This is a genomic window from Mycolicibacterium sp. SMGY-1XX (genome assembly GCF_059132455.1).
Window position 1 is genome coordinate 247,529 of the sequence record NZ_CP101139.1, and the last position, 16,506, is coordinate 264,034.

At 68.1% G+C, this 16,506-nt stretch carries 15 protein-coding genes; 10 read left to right on the top strand and 5 right to left on the bottom strand.

What is annotated here, in order from left to right; translation table 11 throughout:
* Positions 1-62: 62 nt before the first annotated feature.
* From NL241_RS01145 to NL241_RS01170, 6 genes are all read left to right on the top strand, one after another.
* Positions 63-824 (top strand): DeoR/GlpR family DNA-binding transcription regulator, encoded by a 762-nt coding sequence (locus tag NL241_RS01145; RefSeq protein ID WP_487692298.1) that lies wholly within the window; start codon positions 63-65, stop codon positions 822-824.
* Between the two features lie 86 nt (positions 825-910).
* Entirely contained in the window at positions 911-2,395 is a 1,485-nt protein-coding gene (locus tag NL241_RS01150) for an amino acid permease (RefSeq protein WP_487692299.1), read from the top strand.
* A 4-nt stretch (positions 2,396-2,399) separates the two neighbouring features.
* Positions 2,400-3,815 (top strand): FGGY family carbohydrate kinase, encoded by a 1,416-nt coding sequence (locus tag NL241_RS01155; protein WP_487692300.1) that lies wholly within the window; start codon positions 2,400-2,402, stop codon positions 3,813-3,815.
* Positions 3,812-5,179 (top strand): NAD(P)/FAD-dependent oxidoreductase, encoded by a 1,368-nt coding sequence (locus NL241_RS01160; RefSeq protein WP_494396544.1) that lies wholly within the window; start codon positions 3,812-3,814, stop codon positions 5,177-5,179. Before NL241_RS01155 ends, NL241_RS01160 begins: the two co-directional genes overlap by 4 nt.
* Complete coding sequence (locus tag NL241_RS01165; protein WP_494396545.1) at positions 5,176-6,396, top strand: NAD(P)/FAD-dependent oxidoreductase; 1,221 nt, start codon at positions 5,176-5,178, stop codon at positions 6,394-6,396. The genes NL241_RS01160 and NL241_RS01165 overlap by 4 nt, the downstream gene beginning before the upstream one ends.
* 37 nt (positions 6,397-6,433) lie before the next feature.
* Positions 6,434-7,795 (top strand): mycothione reductase, encoded by a 1,362-nt coding sequence (locus NL241_RS01170; RefSeq protein ID WP_494396546.1) that lies wholly within the window; start codon positions 6,434-6,436, stop codon positions 7,793-7,795.
* 2 nt (positions 7,796-7,797) lie between these two features.
* Here NL241_RS01170 and NL241_RS01175 read toward each other — a convergent pair whose 3' ends face one another.
* A complete protein-coding gene (locus NL241_RS01175) occupies positions 7,798-9,069 on the bottom strand; it encodes a threonine/serine exporter family protein (protein ID WP_494396547.1) in 1,272 nt (423 codons plus the stop codon).
* 32 nt (positions 9,070-9,101) lie between these two features.
* On the opposite strand from NL241_RS01175, the gene NL241_RS01180 reads away from it, so the two are divergent.
* Positions 9,102-9,533 carry an MmcQ/YjbR family DNA-binding protein gene (locus tag NL241_RS01180; protein ID WP_494396548.1) on the top strand — a complete coding sequence of 144 codons (432 nt, stop codon included), beginning with the start codon at positions 9,102-9,104 and terminating at the stop codon, positions 9,531-9,533.
* Here NL241_RS01180 and NL241_RS01185 read toward each other — a convergent pair.
* The 4 genes from NL241_RS01185 to NL241_RS01200 are packed head-to-tail and all read right to left on the bottom strand — an operon-like array spanning position 9,459 to position 12,254.
* Positions 9,459-10,622, bottom strand: a complete 1,164-nt coding sequence (locus NL241_RS01185; RefSeq protein ID WP_494396549.1) for an MFS transporter — start codon at positions 10,620-10,622, stop codon at positions 9,459-9,461. The two genes, NL241_RS01180 and NL241_RS01185, sit on opposite strands and share 75 nt — an antisense overlap.
* Positions 10,623-10,626: 4 nt before the next feature.
* Entirely contained in the window at positions 10,627-10,980 is a 354-nt protein-coding gene (locus NL241_RS01190; protein WP_487692317.1) for a DUF1622 domain-containing protein, read from the bottom strand.
* Positions 10,981-10,989: 9 nt separating this feature from the next.
* Positions 10,990-11,754 carry an alpha/beta fold hydrolase gene (locus tag NL241_RS01195; protein ID WP_487692318.1) on the bottom strand — a complete coding sequence of 255 codons (765 nt, stop codon included), beginning with the start codon at positions 11,752-11,754 and terminating at the stop codon, positions 10,990-10,992.
* A 20-nt stretch (positions 11,755-11,774) separates the two neighbouring features.
* The gene (locus NL241_RS01200; protein WP_494396550.1) at positions 11,775-12,254 is read right to left on the bottom strand and encodes a hypothetical protein; all 480 of its coding nucleotides are present in this window, start codon (positions 12,252-12,254) and stop codon (positions 11,775-11,777) included.
* 162 nt (positions 12,255-12,416) lie between these two features.
* Here NL241_RS01200 and NL241_RS01205 point away from each other — a divergent pair, with 162 nt between their 5' ends.
* From NL241_RS01205 to NL241_RS01215, 3 genes are read left to right on the top strand one after another with little or no spacing between them, the layout of a single operon-like run.
* Positions 12,417-13,121, top strand: coding sequence for a response regulator transcription factor (locus NL241_RS01205; RefSeq protein ID WP_487692356.1), 705 nt, complete (start codon positions 12,417-12,419; stop codon positions 13,119-13,121).
* On the top strand, positions 13,118-14,632 hold the full coding sequence (locus NL241_RS01210; RefSeq protein ID WP_494396551.1) for a sensor histidine kinase: 1,515 nt from the start codon (positions 13,118-13,120) through the stop codon (positions 14,630-14,632). The genes NL241_RS01205 and NL241_RS01210 overlap by 4 nt, the downstream gene beginning before the upstream one ends.
* Positions 14,633-14,676: 44 nt before the next feature.
* Entirely contained in the window at positions 14,677-16,497 is a 1,821-nt protein-coding gene (locus NL241_RS01215) for an ArnT family glycosyltransferase (protein ID WP_494396552.1), read from the top strand.
* Positions 16,498-16,506 lie beyond the last annotated feature (9 nt).

Here is a 16,506-nt window from a genome sequence, read left to right on the forward strand (position 1 = left end):
CTCCACACTGACAGTCATGCACGGTCAGAAATCCACACAGTTGGGCGCCTGACGTGCTGCCCGTGGAACGGCATGAGGCCATCGTCGAGGCGGTCAGCGCGGCTCAGGCCGTCAGCACCGACGAACTGGTCCGCAGGCTGGGCGTTTCTGCCGAGACCATCCGCCGCGACTTGGCGCTCCTCGAGGAGAAGGGTGCGCTGCGTCGCGTCCACGGCGGCGCCGCGCCGGTGGAGAGCCGTCGTGTCATCGAGCCGTCCTACTCCGAACGATCGATGATCCGCCATCAGGCCAAAGCCCAGCTCGCACGGGTTGCGGCGGGGCTGCTGGAGAACGGCCAGACGGTGGTCATCGACATCGGCACCACTGCGGTGGCCGTCGCGCAGGCCATTCCCCGCGGCTTCGTCGGCACGGTCGTCACCCCGTCCCTGCCCGTCGCAGTGGAACTCGCCGACCGGCCGAGTGTGGAGGTCCTGCTCGCGGGTGGGCGGGTGCGACCCGGCGATCTGGCCTGTTCGAGCGCTCACGCCAGAGAATTCTTCGCCGACATCTATGCCGATATCGCGCTGCTCGGCTCCGGCGGCGTGCACGCCGAGGCCGGGCTCACCGACTTCCATCTCGACGAGATCGACGTGCGCCGGACCATCATCGCCAACAGTGCGCGCAGCTACATCCTGGCCGACTCCTCGAAGATCGGGCAGGTGGCGCCCTACCGGGTGTGCCCGCTGAGTGCGGTGACCGGCCTGATCACCGATGCCAACACCGACGCGGACGTTGCCGCTGCCTTCGACGAGACGGGAGGTGCGGTGCTGTCAGCACGCCCGTGAGACGGGTGCGGGCGGCGTTGCAGCGCCGCCCGCGGGACCGAACCAGCTCGACCAAACAGTCAAATCCAGTCAGAAAGCCCGATCCAATGGCAGATTCTTCCAGAAGTTCTGTATCCGAATTCGGCTACACCCAGGACCTCGAACGTTCGACGGGGCGATTCGCCTCGTTCGCCGTGGCGTTCGCGTTCGTCTCCATCGCCACCGGCATCTTCACCACCTACGGCAGTGTGCTCAACAGCTCCGGCCCCATGGGCATCTGGACCTGGCCCATCGTCATCGTCGGGCAGCTGGCAGTGGCCCTGCTGCTGGGTTCACTGGCCGCGCGCATCCCCGTCACCGGCTACGCCTACCAATGGGTGTCCCGGCTGGCCAACCCGATCCTCGGTTGGATCACCGGGTGGATCTCGTTCACCTTCCTGGCCATCGTGGTGGTCGCCGTCGACTACACCGTCGCCTCCACCGTGGTGCCCGCACTCTTCGACTTCGAGGGCACCCCGGCCACCGCCTTCCTCATCACCGCGGGTGTTCTGCTGCTGCAGGCGCTGCTGGTCGGCTTGTCGATGAAATGGACCGAGCGGGTCAACAACTTCGCCGTCACCGCCGAGCTCGTCGGCATGGTGGCGCTGGTGGTCCTGCTGTTCATCGTCGGAGTCGCCGCGCACAAACTGTCGGTCGGCAACCTGTTCTCGACGGGAGCCGTTCCCGCCGAGGGCTACTGGGACTTCGGCACGGCCACCGCCGCGGGGCCGTGGATGCTCGGCTTCCTGCTGGGTGCGTTCACCATCGTCGGTTTCGAATCCGCGGCCAACCTCGCCGAAGAAACCAAACGGCCGGAAATCGTGGTGCCCCGGGCGATGTGGCAAGCCGTCCTGGCCTCCGGAGTGCTCGGCTTCCTGTTCCTGCTGGTGGTGACCGCGGCTGTCGACGACCCGGTGGCACTCGCCGAGTCCGGCACCCCCATCGCCGACGTCATCCGCGAGATCCTCGGTACGTTCGTCGGCACCGCACTGCTGGTCCTGGTCGCCATCGCGATCTTCGCCTGCGGACTGGTGATCCTGCTGTCCGGTGTGCGACTGGTCTGGGCGATGTCGCGCGACCAGCGCTTCCCCGGCTGGCAGGTGCTGGGCAAGGTCAACGGCCGCACCAAGACCCCGCTGAACGCCACCATCGCACTGACCACCATCTCGGCCGTCATCCTCGGGCTGTTCTCCACCAGCACCGACGCCCTGTTCAAGCTGTTCGGTGCGGCCACCCTGCTCCCGGCCATCATCTACGCCATCACCGTCACGCTCTACATCGCCACCCGGCGCAAACTGCCGCCCAGCGCCGGCTTCAGCCTGGGTCGCTGGGAGATGCCGATCATCGTCGTCGCGGTCGTCTGGTTGGTGTTCGCGCTGTCTCTGTTCCGCGACGCGTCGTTCCGCGACCCATGGCTGTATCTGATGGTGATGGTGGCCATCGGAGCCTGCTACCTCGGCTACCTGCTGATCACCCGCGGCAAGGACGGGCTCAAGATGCCCGATATGCACTCCATCGATGCTGAACTCGACAGCAAGGCCCAGACGCGGTGAACCGGTGACTGTCCTCGCGATCGACCAGGGCACCTCGGGAACGAAGGCCATCGTGGTCGACGAGGCCGGCGCGGTGGTCGGGTTGGCCGAGATACCCGTGCATCCGGTGTATCTCGACGGCGGCGGTGTCGAGCAGGATCCCGGCGAACTGCTGGAGTCCGTGCTCGGCGCCGGCCGCGCTGCCGTGGCCCAAGCGGGCCGGCCCATCGAGGCGGTGTCACTGGCCAACCAAGGCGAAACCGTGCTGGCCTGGGATCGCCGCAACGGCAAGCCGCGCAGCCCCGCGATCGTGTGGCAGGACCGCCGCGCCGAAAACATCTGTGCGGCAGTCGAAGGTCATCGCGACGAGCTGGCCAGACGCACCGGCCTGGTGCTCGACCCGTATTTCTCGGCACCGAAGATGGCCTGGCTGCGGCAGAACGTCACCACCGACGGCGTCGTGACGACGACGGACACGTGGCTGCTGCACCAGCTCACCGGCGCGTTCGTCACCGACGCCACCACCGCCAGCCGTTCCCTGGTGACCGAACTCGGTGGCCAGGGCTGGAGTGCAGAGCTGCTGGCACTCTTCGGACTCGCCCACGAGCAACTGCCCGCGATCGTCGGTAACGATGAGATCATCGGCAGCACATCGGCATTCGGCGATGAGGCGCCGGTGGGGGGAGTGGTGGTGGACCAGCAGGCCGCGCTGCTCGCCGAGGCCTGCCTGGAACCCGGCACGGCCAAATGCACCTTGGGAACCGGGGCGTTCCTGTTGACCAATACCGGCGATACCGGGGTGCGGTCGGCGGCGGGGCTGACCTCGTCGGTGGCCTGGCGGATCGGTGGTCGGGACACCTTCTGCGTCGACGGCCAGGTTTACACCGCAGCCTCAGCGGTGAAATGGCTGATATCGCTGGGCATCATCGGTGGCGCCGACGAGATGGACCGCATCGCGGCCGCGGATGCCGAAGGTGTGCTGTGTGTGCCCGCGCTGGCCGGTCTGGCCGCACCGTGGTGGAAATCCCAGGCCAAGGCCGTGCTGTCGGGGATGACGCTGTCCACCGGTCGCGAGCACCTGGTGCTGGCGGTGCTGCAGGGAATCGCCGCGCAGATCGCCGAACTGGTGACCGCCATCAATGCCGACACCGCCACCCCACTGACCCGCCTCCGGGTCGACGGCGGCCTCACCCGCTCGCGCGTGCTCATGCAAGCCTGCGCCGACATCACCGGAGTGCCGGTGGACGTCTACCCGTCGCCGCACGCCACTGCCCTCGGTGCTGCGGCGCTGGCGAAACTGAGCCGGCAACCGGACCGGCCGCTGCGCGAGGTGATACCCGACTGGGCGCCGTCGGCAACCTACGAGCCGATCTGGAATGCCGAGCGGGCCAATGAATTCCGTTCGCAGTGGCGAACTCTAGCTGATAGGACCTTTTCGTGACATTCGATGTGGCCGTCATCGGAGCCGGCATCGTCGGCTCGGCCATCGCCCGTGAGCTCGCCGGCCACCACCTGTCGGTGGCGCTGCTGGAAGCGCGCGAGGACGTGGGTGACGGCACCAGCAAGGCCAACACCGCGATCCTGCACACCGGCTTCGACGCCAAACCCGGCACCCTGGAATCGGCCATGGTGAGCCGCGGCTACCAGCTGCTCTCCGAATACGCTGCACAGACCGGTATCCCGATCGAACACACCGGGGCCCTCCTGGTGGCCTGGGATCAGGAGCAACTCGACACGTTGCCGTCGCTCAAAGACAAGGCGCAGGCCAACGGATACCGGCGTTGCGCGATCATCGACGCAAACGCGGTGTACCAACAGGTTCCGCATCTGGGGCCCGGCGCACTGGGCGGGCTCACAGTGCCCGACGAGTCGATCATCTGCACCTGGACGGTGAACCTGGCCTTGGCCACCGATGCCGTGAACCGGGGCGCGACTCTGCTGACCGGTCACCGTGTGCAGTCGGTGGACATCGGCGCCGACGAGACCACGCTGCGCACCAGTGCAGGCAACGTCTCGGCGCGGTGGGTGGTCAACGCCGCCGGGCTGGGCGCCGACAAGATCGACAACATGTTCGGGCACCAGCGCTTCACCGTCACCCCGCGCCGTGGTGAGCTCATCGTCTACGACAAGCTGGCCCGGACGTTGGTGGACAAGATCGTGCTGCCGGTGCCGACGTCACGGGGTAAGGGTGTGCTGGTGAGCCCCACCATCTACGGCAACGTCATGCTGGGGCCGACCTCGGAGGATCTCGATGACCGCACTGCCACAGGCACTTCCGAGGCGGGCCTGCAGTTCCTGCTGGAAAAGGGCCGCACGCTGATGCCGCGGCTGCTGCAGGAGGAGGTGACGGCCACGTACGCGGGGCTGCGCGCGGCGATCGATCATCCCGACTACCTCGTCGAACCCAGCCTCGAGCAGCGTTACCTACTGGTCGGGGGCATCCGGTCCACCGGCTTGACCTCGGGCATGGCCGTGGCCGAGTACACGCGCGATCAATTGCGTTCAGCAGGACTGCAGTTGAGATCTCGAGAGGATCTGCCGGAGCCGCCGCGGATGCCGAATCTCGGTGAGGCGTTCCCGCGGCCGTACCAACGGCAGGACCTCATCGACGAAGACCCGGCATACGGACGCATCGTCTGCTTCTGCGAACGGGTGACGCAAGGGGAGATCCGGGACGCCTGTCATTCGGTGATCCCGCCAACCACCCTGGAGGGCCTCCGTCGGCGCACCCGCGTGATGAACGGACGCTGCCAGGCGTTCTTCTGCGGCGCCGAGGTGCAGACACTGCTGGAGGCCAACCGATGACCGAATACGACGTCGCCATCGTCGGTGGCGGTCCGGCCGGGCTCACGGCCGCCGCGGCGCTGGCGAGGGACCTGAATGTGGTTGTGCTGGAACGGGAGTCCGAGGCCGGGGGTATCCCGCGGCACAGTGACCATCCGGGCTACGGAATGCGCGACATGAGAACGTTCATCAGTGGTCCCGCATACGCTCGTCGCCTGGTGGCACAGGCCGCCGCCGCCACCGTCCGCACCACCACCATGGTCACCGGGTGGGCCGGCGACACCACCTTGGAGGTCACCTCACCGCAGGGCCGGGAACTGGTGTCGGCGCGGGCGGTCATCCTGGCCACCGGTGCTCGCGAACGGCCCCGACCGGCCAGGCTGATCCCAGGCGACCGGGCCGCCGGCATCTACACCACCGGGCACCTGCAGAACGTCGTGCACCTCAAGCACGGGAAGGTCGGCACGCGCGCCGTCGTGGTCGGGGCCGAACTGGTCAGCTACTCGGCAGCGCTGACCCTCAAACACGCGGGCTGCCGCACGGTCATGATGACCAGTGAGTACCCGGCACCCGAGGCGTATGGGGTGTTCACCGCGGCCACCCCGCTGCTGCGCACCCGCGTCGAGACCCGCACCAGGGTGACCCGCATCCTCGGTAAGCCCACGGTGGAAGCCGTCGAGATCGAGCACCTGGACACCGGCCGGCGACGCCTCGTCGACTGCGACACCGTGGTGCTGACCGGCGACTGGATTCCCGATCACGAGCTGGTGCGGGCAGCGGGTATCGATGTGGACGTGAAAACCCTTGGGCCGAGTGTGGATACCGCACTGCGCACCAGCCGCCCGGGTGTCTTCGCCATCGGCAACCTGTGCCATCCCGTGGACACCGCCGATATCGCCGCCCTCGACGGCAGGCACGTCGCCGACCAGGTGCGTGCCCACCTGTCCGGGCGGCCATCCCCCGCGGATGGGGTGAGCATTCAGGTCCAGGCGCCGCTGCGCTGGATCGCCCCCACGCTGCTGCGGCCCGGTGATCCCGCGCCGGCCCGGCACCGGCTGCTCGCCTGGACCGACGAGTTCATCCGCTTCCCGACCGTGACGGCGCGACAGGACGGCACGGTGGTCGGCCGCAAGCGGCTGCCGTGGCCGGCCGCACCCGGGCGGGTGTTCCGCATCCCGTCGAGCGTTGTCGATGGTGTGAATCCCGGCGGGGGAGCGGTGACGCTGACCGTCGGCTGACGTTTACGGTTCCGTGGGTTCGGGCACAGGACAGCCCATGCGCCATCACGATCTCGTGGTCATCGGCACGGGTTCCGGGAACATGGTCATCGACGACTCGTTCTCCGACCTCGACGTCGCGATCATCGAGGAACGCAAATTCGGTGGCACGTGCGTCAATTACGGGTGCATACCGTCGAAACTGCTGGCGTACACCGCTGAACTCACCGATGACATCGCCGGCGCGGACCAGTTCGACATCGACGCCGACCTGCGGCGGCTGCGCTGGCAGGCCTTGCGTGACCGGGTGTTCAGCCGCACCGACGGTATCGCCGAAGACGGAAAGCACGGCCGCGAGGCATCCGAGTTCATCACGGTGTACTCCGAGCACGCCGAGTTCACCGGTCCGCGGCGGCTGCGGGTCGGCGATACCGACATCGAGGCCGCTCAGGTGGTGATCGCCGCCGGGGGAAGGCCTGCAGTGCCGGACGTGGTGGCCGACAGCGGTCTGCCGTACGAGACGTCGAACACGGTGATGCGCATCGATGAACCACCGCGGCGGCTGGCAGTGCTCGGCGGCGGATACGTCGCCGCCGAGCTGGCTCACGTGTTCTCCGCAGCCGGCAGCCAGATCAGCATCATCGAGAAGAGCGACCTGCTGCTCGGCGGGCCCCAGGACAACGAGATCCGCACCGCCTTCACCGATCTGATGCGGAATCGCTTCGACGTGCGATGCGGTTCCGAAGTCTCCGGAATCAGCGGTGCACCAGGCGATCTGATCCTGACGCTGGACAACGGTGAAACCGTGTCCGCCGACATGCTGCTGGTGGCTTCCGGGCGTATCCCGAACACTGACCGCCTCAACGTCGCCGCCGGCGGCGTCGATGTCGATGACAAAGGCCTGATCACCGTCGACGAGTACGGCCGCACCAGTGTCGACGGCGTCTTCGCCCTCGGTGACATCAGCGTCGGGATCCCGCTCAAACATGTGGCCAATCGCGAGGCCGACACCATCAAACACAATCTGCGGCACCCGGACTCGATGCGAGAACTCGACCATGACCGGGTCCCGTCAGCGGTGTTCACCAACCCGCAGATGGCCTCCGTCGGCATCACCGAGGAGCAGGCCAAAGCCGATCACCCGGGTTATCTGGTGTCGACGTACTCCTATGACGAGGTGGCCTACGGGTGGGCCCTGCAGGACAGCACCGGGCGGTGCAAGGTGCTCGCCGACGGCACGACCAAGCAGATCCTGGGCGCACACCTGATGGGTAGCCAGTCGGCCACCTTGATCCAGATCTTCGTCATCGCAATGGAATTCGGGATCGACGCGGAATCGCTGGCCACCAAACCGTTCTGGCCGCATCCGGCGTTGACCGAGGTGGTGCAGAACGCGTTGCTCAACCTGAGAGCGGCGTGAACCTAGAACCGGCGTAGGCGGGCGTGGAACACGCTCCAGCCCAGCAATGTGCCCAGCGCGATCGAGAAGATCGCCGCCACCGTCACACCCAGGGTGGTCACGTCGGGATCGACATGGGTGGTGACCTCCGAGAGGGACTCGAAGCCCAGCGCTCCGGGCACCAGCGTCCAGAACGCCACCAGCATCATCACGATGCTGGGCGGGCCTCCTTTGATGTGCCGCACCAGCATGACGAACGGCACCACCAGGAAGGCGCCCACGGCGGCGGAATGCGAGGACGAGAGGAACAGTCCGCCGAACTGTTGCCCCAGCAGTGCCACTGCCACCGCGGCCATCAACCAGATCAGCGTTCCCGGGGGTCCGGAGAGGTAGAGATAGAGACCGACGCCGATGACGATGATCGCGGCGTACAGCGACCATGATCCCATCTGAGCCGACGGCTGTTGGGGGGCAAGTGGTCCCGCGATGTGCAGTCCGATGGCCAGCCCGAACACCATCAGCCCGAGCTGTGTCACACCGAACACCACCCGGCTGGTTCCGGCGATGATCGCGGAACTGGCCAGCTCCATGGCGCCGATGGTCAGTGCGATACCCGGCAGCACCGCCACGAGCGCCGGGGTGATCACCCGCAGCAGACCGTCGTTGGCGGCGTCGGCGACGAACCAGGTGGCCAGCAGGGTCACCACGAACGCCGACAGGGGCGGGACCACCGGCTTCAGCGATGGGTAGGGTCGCGCGGCGACGACGATGACGCCGACGACAGTGCCGAGGAAGACATACCCCCACAGCGACGCCCACGTCGGATTCATCACCAGACCGAAACCCAGTGTGGTGACGGCATACCCGACCACACCGGAAACCGGGCCGAACCGGTAGGGCGTCTGCCTGGCAGCGGCGACGGCCTCCACCGCGTCAGCCGGTGTGATGGCGCCGGCATCGGCCAGTTCGGCGATGGCGTCGATCTTGCCCGCCAGGTTCAACTGCGTGGTGATGCGGGTGGTCACGTCGACCTCGTAGGCCGCGGTGCCGATCTGGATCATCAGCACCGTCGGCAGCACCACCACACTGACCTTCTCGGTGGTGTACATCGCAGCGATCTGCCGAAGCCGCGCCGCTATCTGGTTGGTGGGCTGTTCCACCTCCACCAGTGCGATACCCAATTCGCGCAGCATCGCCGCGATATCGGCGTGGTCGTGGGTGTCCGGCTCGGCCAGGGGCGCGGGCACGGCTTTGCGGAACGAGCGCAGCGTGCGGGCCGCCCGGGAATCACTCATGACCGCAGATTGTGGCTCAGTAACCTGGGGACATGGCCGACAGGCGCGCCCAGGTCGCCGATATTCACCGAATCGCCGGTGCCATGCCGCATGTCACCAGGATCGAAGGCCCGAAGGGCAACCCCATCTATCAGGTGGGCGGCAAGTCATTCGTGTTCTTCCGCACCCCGCAACCCGATGCGGTGGACCCGCGGACGGGGGAGAAATACACCGACGTCGTGATGTTGTGGGTCGAGGACGAGCGCGACAAGCTGGCCCTCACACAAGATGACCGCGCGCTGTTCTTCACCACCGACCGGTTCACCGATCATCCCTCGGTCCTGTTGCGCACCAGTCGTATCGGGGAGATCGGTGTGGCCGAACTGACCGAGCTCATCCAGGATGCGTGGTTATCCCGTGCCTCCGACCGGCGGGCGCGGCAATGGCTGGCGGAACGCCAGGGCGCCGGCGGTGACGCCGAGTAGTCCGGCGAACACCACCAGCGCCGGGGTCAAGGTGATGCCGACAGCCACCGCGCCGACCAGCAGCGGTCCGCCGGCGTCGCCGAGTTCTCGGCCGACCTCGGCCGAGCCCATGGTCTGCCCGAGCCGATCCGCGGGGGAGGTGGCGGCGAGGTGGGCGAAACCCAGCGGCGTGATGACACCGACGCCCAATCCGATCAGCAGCGCCGCGACCGCGAGCCCGGCGACCCCGGGGAGCAGCACGGCCACACAACCGACTGCGGCCACCACCAGACCCACCACCATGCCCGGCAGATCCCGGATCCGGCCTTTGTCGCGGGCCGCGCCGATGCGGGGCTGCACCAGCGCGGTGGCGGCGGCCAGCACCGACACGATCGCACCCGTGGCCAACGGGCCGAGCCCCCGTTGGGCGCCGATCACCGGCAGAAACCCGACACCGACGGACAGCGCACCGGTGGCGGCGGCCAGGGCCAGGGTGGGGCGGACGAACCAGGAACTGGTCAGCCGCCGCGCCAGGTCGGCCACTGTCTGCCGGGTCCGGGGCAGCGGTGCCACATCGGGCACCTCGATCAACGCCCACACGGCGATCACGGCCGCCAACCCGGCCAAGGTGAGGAACAGCAGCGAGAAACCGCCCGCGGCGATCAGGAGACCGCCCAGCACCGGCCCGACCGTGTACCCGAGACCCTTCCAGGCGCCGTAGCGGCCGAAGCCGCGGCCCTGCCCACCTTCCGGGGTCAGCCGCGAGACCAGCACCGAGGCGGCCGGTGAGAAGGCCGCCGCGGCGGCACCCTGCCCGAACCGTGCCACACCCACCCACGCGGGATTACCGGCGACCACGAACGCCCCCGAGGCGACCGCGAACGCCACCAGCCCCCCGAGCAGCACCGGCCGGGCACCCACCCGGTCGGCGAGCGAGCCGAACAGCGGTTTGAGCAGCACCTCGGCGCCGTCGTAGACGGCAAGCAGCAGTCCCAACGTGAGCAATGACGCGTGCTGGTCTTCGGTGAAGCCGCCGAGGCTGGCGGCGATGCTGTGGGCGCCGAACGCGGTGACGAAGCCTGCCGCGTACAACGGCATCAATGGACGCATGGCTCTAGACGGTTTCCGTTTTCCGCTTCGTCTGCCACGGCCAGCGCCCACTGATCTCCACTTCCAGTGACCAGCTCAAGAACGTGCGGATGGCCACGATGCCGGCCAGCACCGCCACACTCTGCCCCGTCGGGGTGACCGCCACGGTGCGGATGATGTCGGCCGCCACCAGGAACTCGAGTCCCAGCAGGATCGACCGACCCAACTGCTCGCGGAAGACTCGGTAGGTACCGCCGGTCTTGCGGAACAGCCGTCCCAGGGCGATACCCGCCGCCAGCACACCACCGATCGCGATGACGGCGACACCCACGGCGTCGATGACGGTGCCCACCGTCTCGACGACCTCGATGAAAGTCATGCCCGGAGGCTAATGCGGCAGCGCGCCCCAGAACCGGGTTAGTGCCAGCGCGCCGCGAGCGGGATCCTCGAGCATCCACCAATGACTCAGCCCTTCGAGGACTTCGACCCTGGCGCCGGCCCGTCCCGCCGCTCGCCGGCGCATCTCATCGGTCCCGACGAGGTGGTCCTCCGCGGCCAGAATCGCCAGACCGGGCCGCTGTGCCGCGTTCTCCAGGTTGCGGCCGGCCTCCGACATCGCAGGCTGGGTGGCCGAGCGGTACAGCGCCAAGATCGCCCGGCCCATCGCTTCGTTCTGCCCGGCAGCCAGTTTGGCGGCCGTCTCGGCCGGAATGCCGAAGCCCTCGCTCCGTGCGGCGCGGTCGGCCACCGTGCCGCCCAGCATCGAGTCGATCAGCTCCTCACCCGCACCCGGGGTCTGCCACACCTGGGCCAGGTCATGCCAGACGTAGTCGACGTCGAAGACGCCCAGGAGATCGCTGGCCCAGCTGCGGACCAGCTCGGGCCGGTGCATCACCAGGTTCACCACATGACCCCCGCCCCAGTCGTGGCCGACGAGATCGACAGGCTCGGCGAAGCGGGTGAGTTCGGCCTCCAACCAGTCCCGGTATGCCTCGTAGGTGGCAGGGAAGTCGTCGGGCAGCGGCGCACCGAACCCGGGAGGGGACAACAGGACCACATCGTCAAGAACCACGTCGTTGCGACCCAGTTCCGCCACCAGCGGCTCCCAGACTGCGTCGGTTTCCGGGTTGCCGTGCACGAAGACGATGGTCATCGCGTCATGCTAGCCAGGAATCATCGCCCGGCCGAGATCACCGTCGCGGTATTGGTGCCGTCGGCGGTGACACCACGGATGGTGGCGGTGTCACCGGCCTTGACCTCGGTTCTGCCTTGCCGGGTATCGGTGGTGACGACGTAGGTCTGGGTGAAACCGTCTTCGCTGCGTGCCGTGATCGACGTGTCGGAGATGTCGGTGACGACGCCGGTCTGGGTGAGCTCCGTGGCGTACCCGCCTCGGCCGTCGGGCACCACGAACTGGCCGTGCAGTGCGTCCGTCGCAGCGGCGGGTCCGCCGCCCCGGCCCCCGGGAGGGGGCCCGCCGAAGCCGGGACCGCCGCCCTGCTGTGTGGTGCCCGCCGCGGCGTAGATGACGGCGGTTCCGGCGCCGGCCAGCACCACGGCGATGCCGACGGCGGCCAACGTCTTGTTGAGTGACCAATGTGCGGGCTCGCTCGGCGGCGCGCCCCACACCGGCTCGGTGGTTCGGGTGTCCATGACGACCACCGTGACGGCGGAGTCTGTGCGCCGCCTGTGTGCGGGCTAGGTGACGCTTCAGCCCCCTGTCTCACAGCGGGCGCATAGTATCGGCACAGGGTCGGCCCATCGGGAAACCAAATACTGGGAGCCATGATGTCTGGAGCTGCCGAACGTGTCGTCATGCGCCGAGCCGACGGTAACCCCATCAACGTGCTGGTCGTCGACGACGAAACCGTGCTCGCCGAGATGGTGTCGATGGCGTTGCGTTACGAGGGCTGGAACATCACCACTGCCGCCGACGGTGCCGCCGCGGTCGCCGCTGCGCGCAACAACCGACCCGACGTGGTGGTGCTCGACGTGATGCTGCCGGACATGAGCGGACTCGACGTGCTGCGCAGACTCCGCGAGCAGAACCCCAACCTGCCGGTGTTGCTGCTCACGGCCAAGGACGCGGTGGAGGACCGCATCGCGGGGCTGACCGCCGGCGGTGACGACTACGTGACCAAACCGTTCAGCATCGAAGAGGTGGTGCTGCGGCTGCGCGCCCTGCTGCGCCGCACCGGGGTCACCACCGAGGACAGCGGTGCCCAGCTGGTGGTGGGGGATCTGGTGCTCGACGAGGACAGCCACGAGGTGACCCGAGGCGGCGAACCGATATCGCTGACCTCCACCGAGTTCGAGTTGCTGCGGTTCATGATGCGCAACTCCAAACGGGTGCTGTCCAAAGCCCAGATCCTCGACCGGGTGTGGAGTTACGACTTCGGCGGCCGGTCCAACATCGTCGAGCTATACATCTCCTACCTGCGCAAGAAGATCGACAGCGGCCGCGAACCGATGATCCACACCTTGCGTGGCGCGGGATATGTCCTGAAGCCCGCCAGATGACAGCCGGCCCCATGCACAGCGTGCGGCCGAGCACGTGGTCGTTGCGCCGGCGCTTGCTGCTGGGGCAGATCCTGTTGTTGGCGCTGGTCTGCATCGGAATCGGCGCCGCCACCGAACTGGCACTGAACCAATACCTGGTGCATCAGCTCGACCGCCAACTGGTGGAGGCCACCGGCCGCTCGGCGATGATGTCCGGGCTACCGCCGCCCCCGCCGATTCCCGGAACCGGCCCCGGCCCGCGTCCCCGCCCGGGACCCGGGCCGGATTTCCTGGACGCGCCCGGCCAGCCCGTCGGGATGGTGGCCGCGGAAATGGGTCACCATGGCCACACCAACGCCGGGATACTGACCACCTACGGTCAGCGCGCCGAGTTGAGCGAGAAGGCGCAGGCGCAGCTGGCCGCCATCACGCCGCAACAACGCGCGATCACCGTCGACATCGACGGGCAGGGCCGCTACCGCGCCGTGGCGACCTACAACCGCTTCGGCGAGGTCATCACCGTGGCGCTGCCCATGAGCGACGTGAACGCCACCATGCTGCGGGTGCTGCTGATCTTCGCCGTGGTGACAGTGGTGGCTGTGGTGCTCGCCACCACCTTGGGCGTGATCATCATCCGGCGAGCGCTGGCTCCGCTGGATCGGGTGGCCGCCACCGCGGCCAAGGTCGCCAACCTCCCGCTCGACCGCGGCGAAGTGGCGCTGCCGGTCCGGGTACCCGAGCCCGACACCAATCCCAATACCGAAGTGGGACAGATGGGTTCGGCCCTCAACCGGATGCTCGACCACATTTCGGCGGCACTGTCGACGCGGCAGGCCAGTGAGACCCGGGTGCGGCAGTTCGTCGCCGACGCCAGCCATGAACTGCGCACACCCCTGACGGCGATCCGCGGTTACAGCGAGCTGGCGCAGCGGCGCCGCGATGAAGTGCCCGACGAGGTGGCACACGCCATGGGCCGGGTGTCGTCGGAAGCCGAACGGATGACCAACCTCGTCGAGGACCTGCTGCTGTTGGCCCGGCTGGATTCCGGGCGGCCGCTGGAACGCGAACCGGTGGACCTGTCCCAGCTGGCCGTCGACGCGGTGAGCGACGCGCACATCGCAGGCCCGGATCACGAGTGGAACCTGGAACTGCCCGAGGAACCGGTGCTGGTCACCGGTGACAGTGCCCGCCTGCATCAGGTGCTGACCAATCTGTTGGCCAACGCCCGCACCCACACCGGCCCCGGCACCACGGTGACGGTGTCGCTGCGCGCCGACGAGCACGGGGCGGTGCTGCGGGTCGCCGACGACGGCCCCGGCATCCCCGCCGAACTGCAGTCCGAGGTGTTCGAACGGTTCGCCCGCGGTGACTCGTCGCGCTCCCGCAAGGGCGGCAGCACCGGTCTCGGGTTGGCCATCGTCGCCGCGGTGGTCAAAGCGCACGGTGGCCGCATCGACCTGCGCAGCAGACCCGGTTCGACAGTGTTTTCTGTCGTTCTTCCGTGCAAAGTGCCCTTCACAGCTGGCACATAGCCGGTACCCATCCTGCGTCCACGGTGGGGCAGCACCCTGGCAGGGTGACACTCACTCTGCCGCGACCTGCTGTCGTCAGCTCTGCGCACACCCGGTCCCGGCAGGAGCCGGTCGCGGTGGCGGTCCTGCTCCTCGGCACCGCGGCGCTCTATCTGTGGAACCTCGGCGCCAGTGGATGGGCCAACAGCTTCTATACCGCTGCGGTGCAAGCCGGTTCGTCGAACTGGACGGCATTCCTGTTCGGCTCGAGTGACGCCGCCAATGCGATCACCGTCGACAAGACACCGGCCGCGTTGTGGGTGATGAGCCTGTCTGCGCGGGTCTTCGGATTCAACGCCTGGAGTGTGCTGGTGCCGCAGGCGCTGATGGGTGTGGCGGCCGTGGCCGTGCTGTACGCCGCCGTGCGACGGGTGGTGGGCCCGGCCGGCGCGCTGCTGGCCGGCGCGGTACTGGCACTGACTCCCGTGGCGGCGTTGATGTTCCGGTTCAACAACCCCGACGCGCTGCTGGTGCTGAGCCTGGTGGTGGCGGCCTACGCGGTGCTGCGGGCACTGGAGGCCGACGCCGGCGCTGCGTGGCTGGTGCTGGCCGGGACGGCAATCGGGGTCGGGTTCCTGGCCAAGATGCTGCAGGCGCTGCTGGTGACCCCGGTGTTCGCTCTGGTCTTCCTGATCGCCGCCGACCTGCCGCTGTGGACGCGGGTGCGGCGACTGGCCTGCGGGGCGCTGGCCCTGGCGGTGTCCGCCGGCTGGTATCTGCTGGTGGTAGAACTGTGGCCGGCCGATTCCAGGCCCTATATCGGTGGCTCACAACAGAACTCGATTCTGGAGCTCACCCTGGGATACAACGGCCTGGGCCGGTTGACCGGCGACGAGGTGGGCGGTCTGGGCAACATGAACCACGACGTCGGCTGGGGGCGACTGCTCGGCGGACAGATGGGCGGCGAGATCGGCTGGCTGCTGCCCGCCGCGGTGATCGTAGTGGCGGCGGGGATGTGGCTGGTGCGCCGGGCACCTCGGGTGAACCCGGTACGTGCGTCGCTGCTGCTGTGGGGCGGTTGGCTGGTGTTGACCGCGCTGGTGTTCAGCTACATGAACGGCATCGTGCACCCGTACTACACCGTGGCGTTGGCGCCCGCGATCGCCGGCTGCCTGGGCATCGGGGTGCCGCTACTGTGGCGACATCGCGCCGACATCCGGGTGGCCACCGTGCTCGCCGGCGCCGTTGTCCTGACCGCGGTGCTGGCTTTCGTTCTGCTGCAACGTCATTCCGAGTGGTTACCGTGGCTGAGATGGGCGGTGCTGCTGGTCGGGCTCACCGCCGGACTGCTGCTGCTGGTAGCCGGTCGCTTTGCTCCGGCAGCACGCAACAGTGTGGCGGTGGCGGCACTCGTGGCGGTCCTGGCCGCACCTGCGGCGTTCAGCATCGCCACTGCGGCCACACCGCACAGCGGCGCCATCCCCTCGGCGGGCCCGTCCGCGGGCTTCGGTGGCCCACCCGGTTTCCTCGACGCCGAACGCCCCGGTGCGGCGTTGGTGGCACTGCTGAAGGAGAATTCCGCCGATTACACCTGGGTTGCCGCTGCCGTCGGGTCGAACAACGCCGCGGGATACCAGCTGTCCACGGGGCTTCCGGTGATGGCCGTCGGCGGGTACAACGGCACCGACCCCGCACCCACGCTGGAGCGGTTCCAAGAGCTGGTGTCAGCCGGCCGGATTCACTACTTCATGGACTCCACCATGCTGCGGATGATGGGTGCCGGCTCCAGCGGAAGTGATGCGGCACAGCAGATCTCAGCGTGGGTGCACGCCCACTTCCCCAGCGAGGACGTCGACGGCGTGACCGTCTACGACGTGAGCCGATGACTCACAGCG

Bases quoted from the DNA above. Each gene is read 5' to 3' on its own strand.
- NL241_RS01150 (WP_487692299.1), top strand. From the start codon at position 911: ATGGCAGATTCTTCCAGAAGTTCTGTATCCGAATTCGGCTACACCCAG.
- NL241_RS01165 (WP_494396545.1), top strand. From the start codon at position 5,176: ATGACCGAATACGACGTCGCCATCGTCGGTGGCGGTCCGGCCGGGCTC.
- NL241_RS01170 (WP_494396546.1), top strand. From the start codon at position 6,434: ATGCGCCATCACGATCTCGTGGTCATCGGCACGGGTTCCGGGAACATG.
- NL241_RS01175 (WP_494396547.1), bottom strand. From the start codon at position 9,069: ATGAGTGATTCCCGGGCGGCCCGCACGCTGCGCTCGTTCCGCAAAGCC.
- NL241_RS01180 (WP_494396548.1), top strand. From the start codon at position 9,102: ATGGCCGACAGGCGCGCCCAGGTCGCCGATATTCACCGAATCGCCGGT.
- NL241_RS01185 (WP_494396549.1), bottom strand. From the start codon at position 10,622: ATGCGTCCATTGATGCCGTTGTACGCGGCAGGCTTCGTCACCGCGTTC.
- NL241_RS01190 (WP_487692317.1), bottom strand. From the start codon at position 10,980: ATGACTTTCATCGAGGTCGTCGAGACGGTGGGCACCGTCATCGACGCC.
- NL241_RS01195 (WP_487692318.1), bottom strand. From the start codon at position 11,754: ATGACCATCGTCTTCGTGCACGGCAACCCGGAAACCGACGCAGTCTGG.
- NL241_RS01200 (WP_494396550.1), bottom strand. From the start codon at position 12,254: ATGGACACCCGAACCACCGAGCCGGTGTGGGGCGCGCCGCCGAGCGAG.
- NL241_RS01205 (WP_487692356.1), top strand. From the start codon at position 12,417: ATGCGCCGAGCCGACGGTAACCCCATCAACGTGCTGGTCGTCGACGAC.
- NL241_RS01210 (WP_494396551.1), top strand. From the start codon at position 13,118: ATGACAGCCGGCCCCATGCACAGCGTGCGGCCGAGCACGTGGTCGTTG.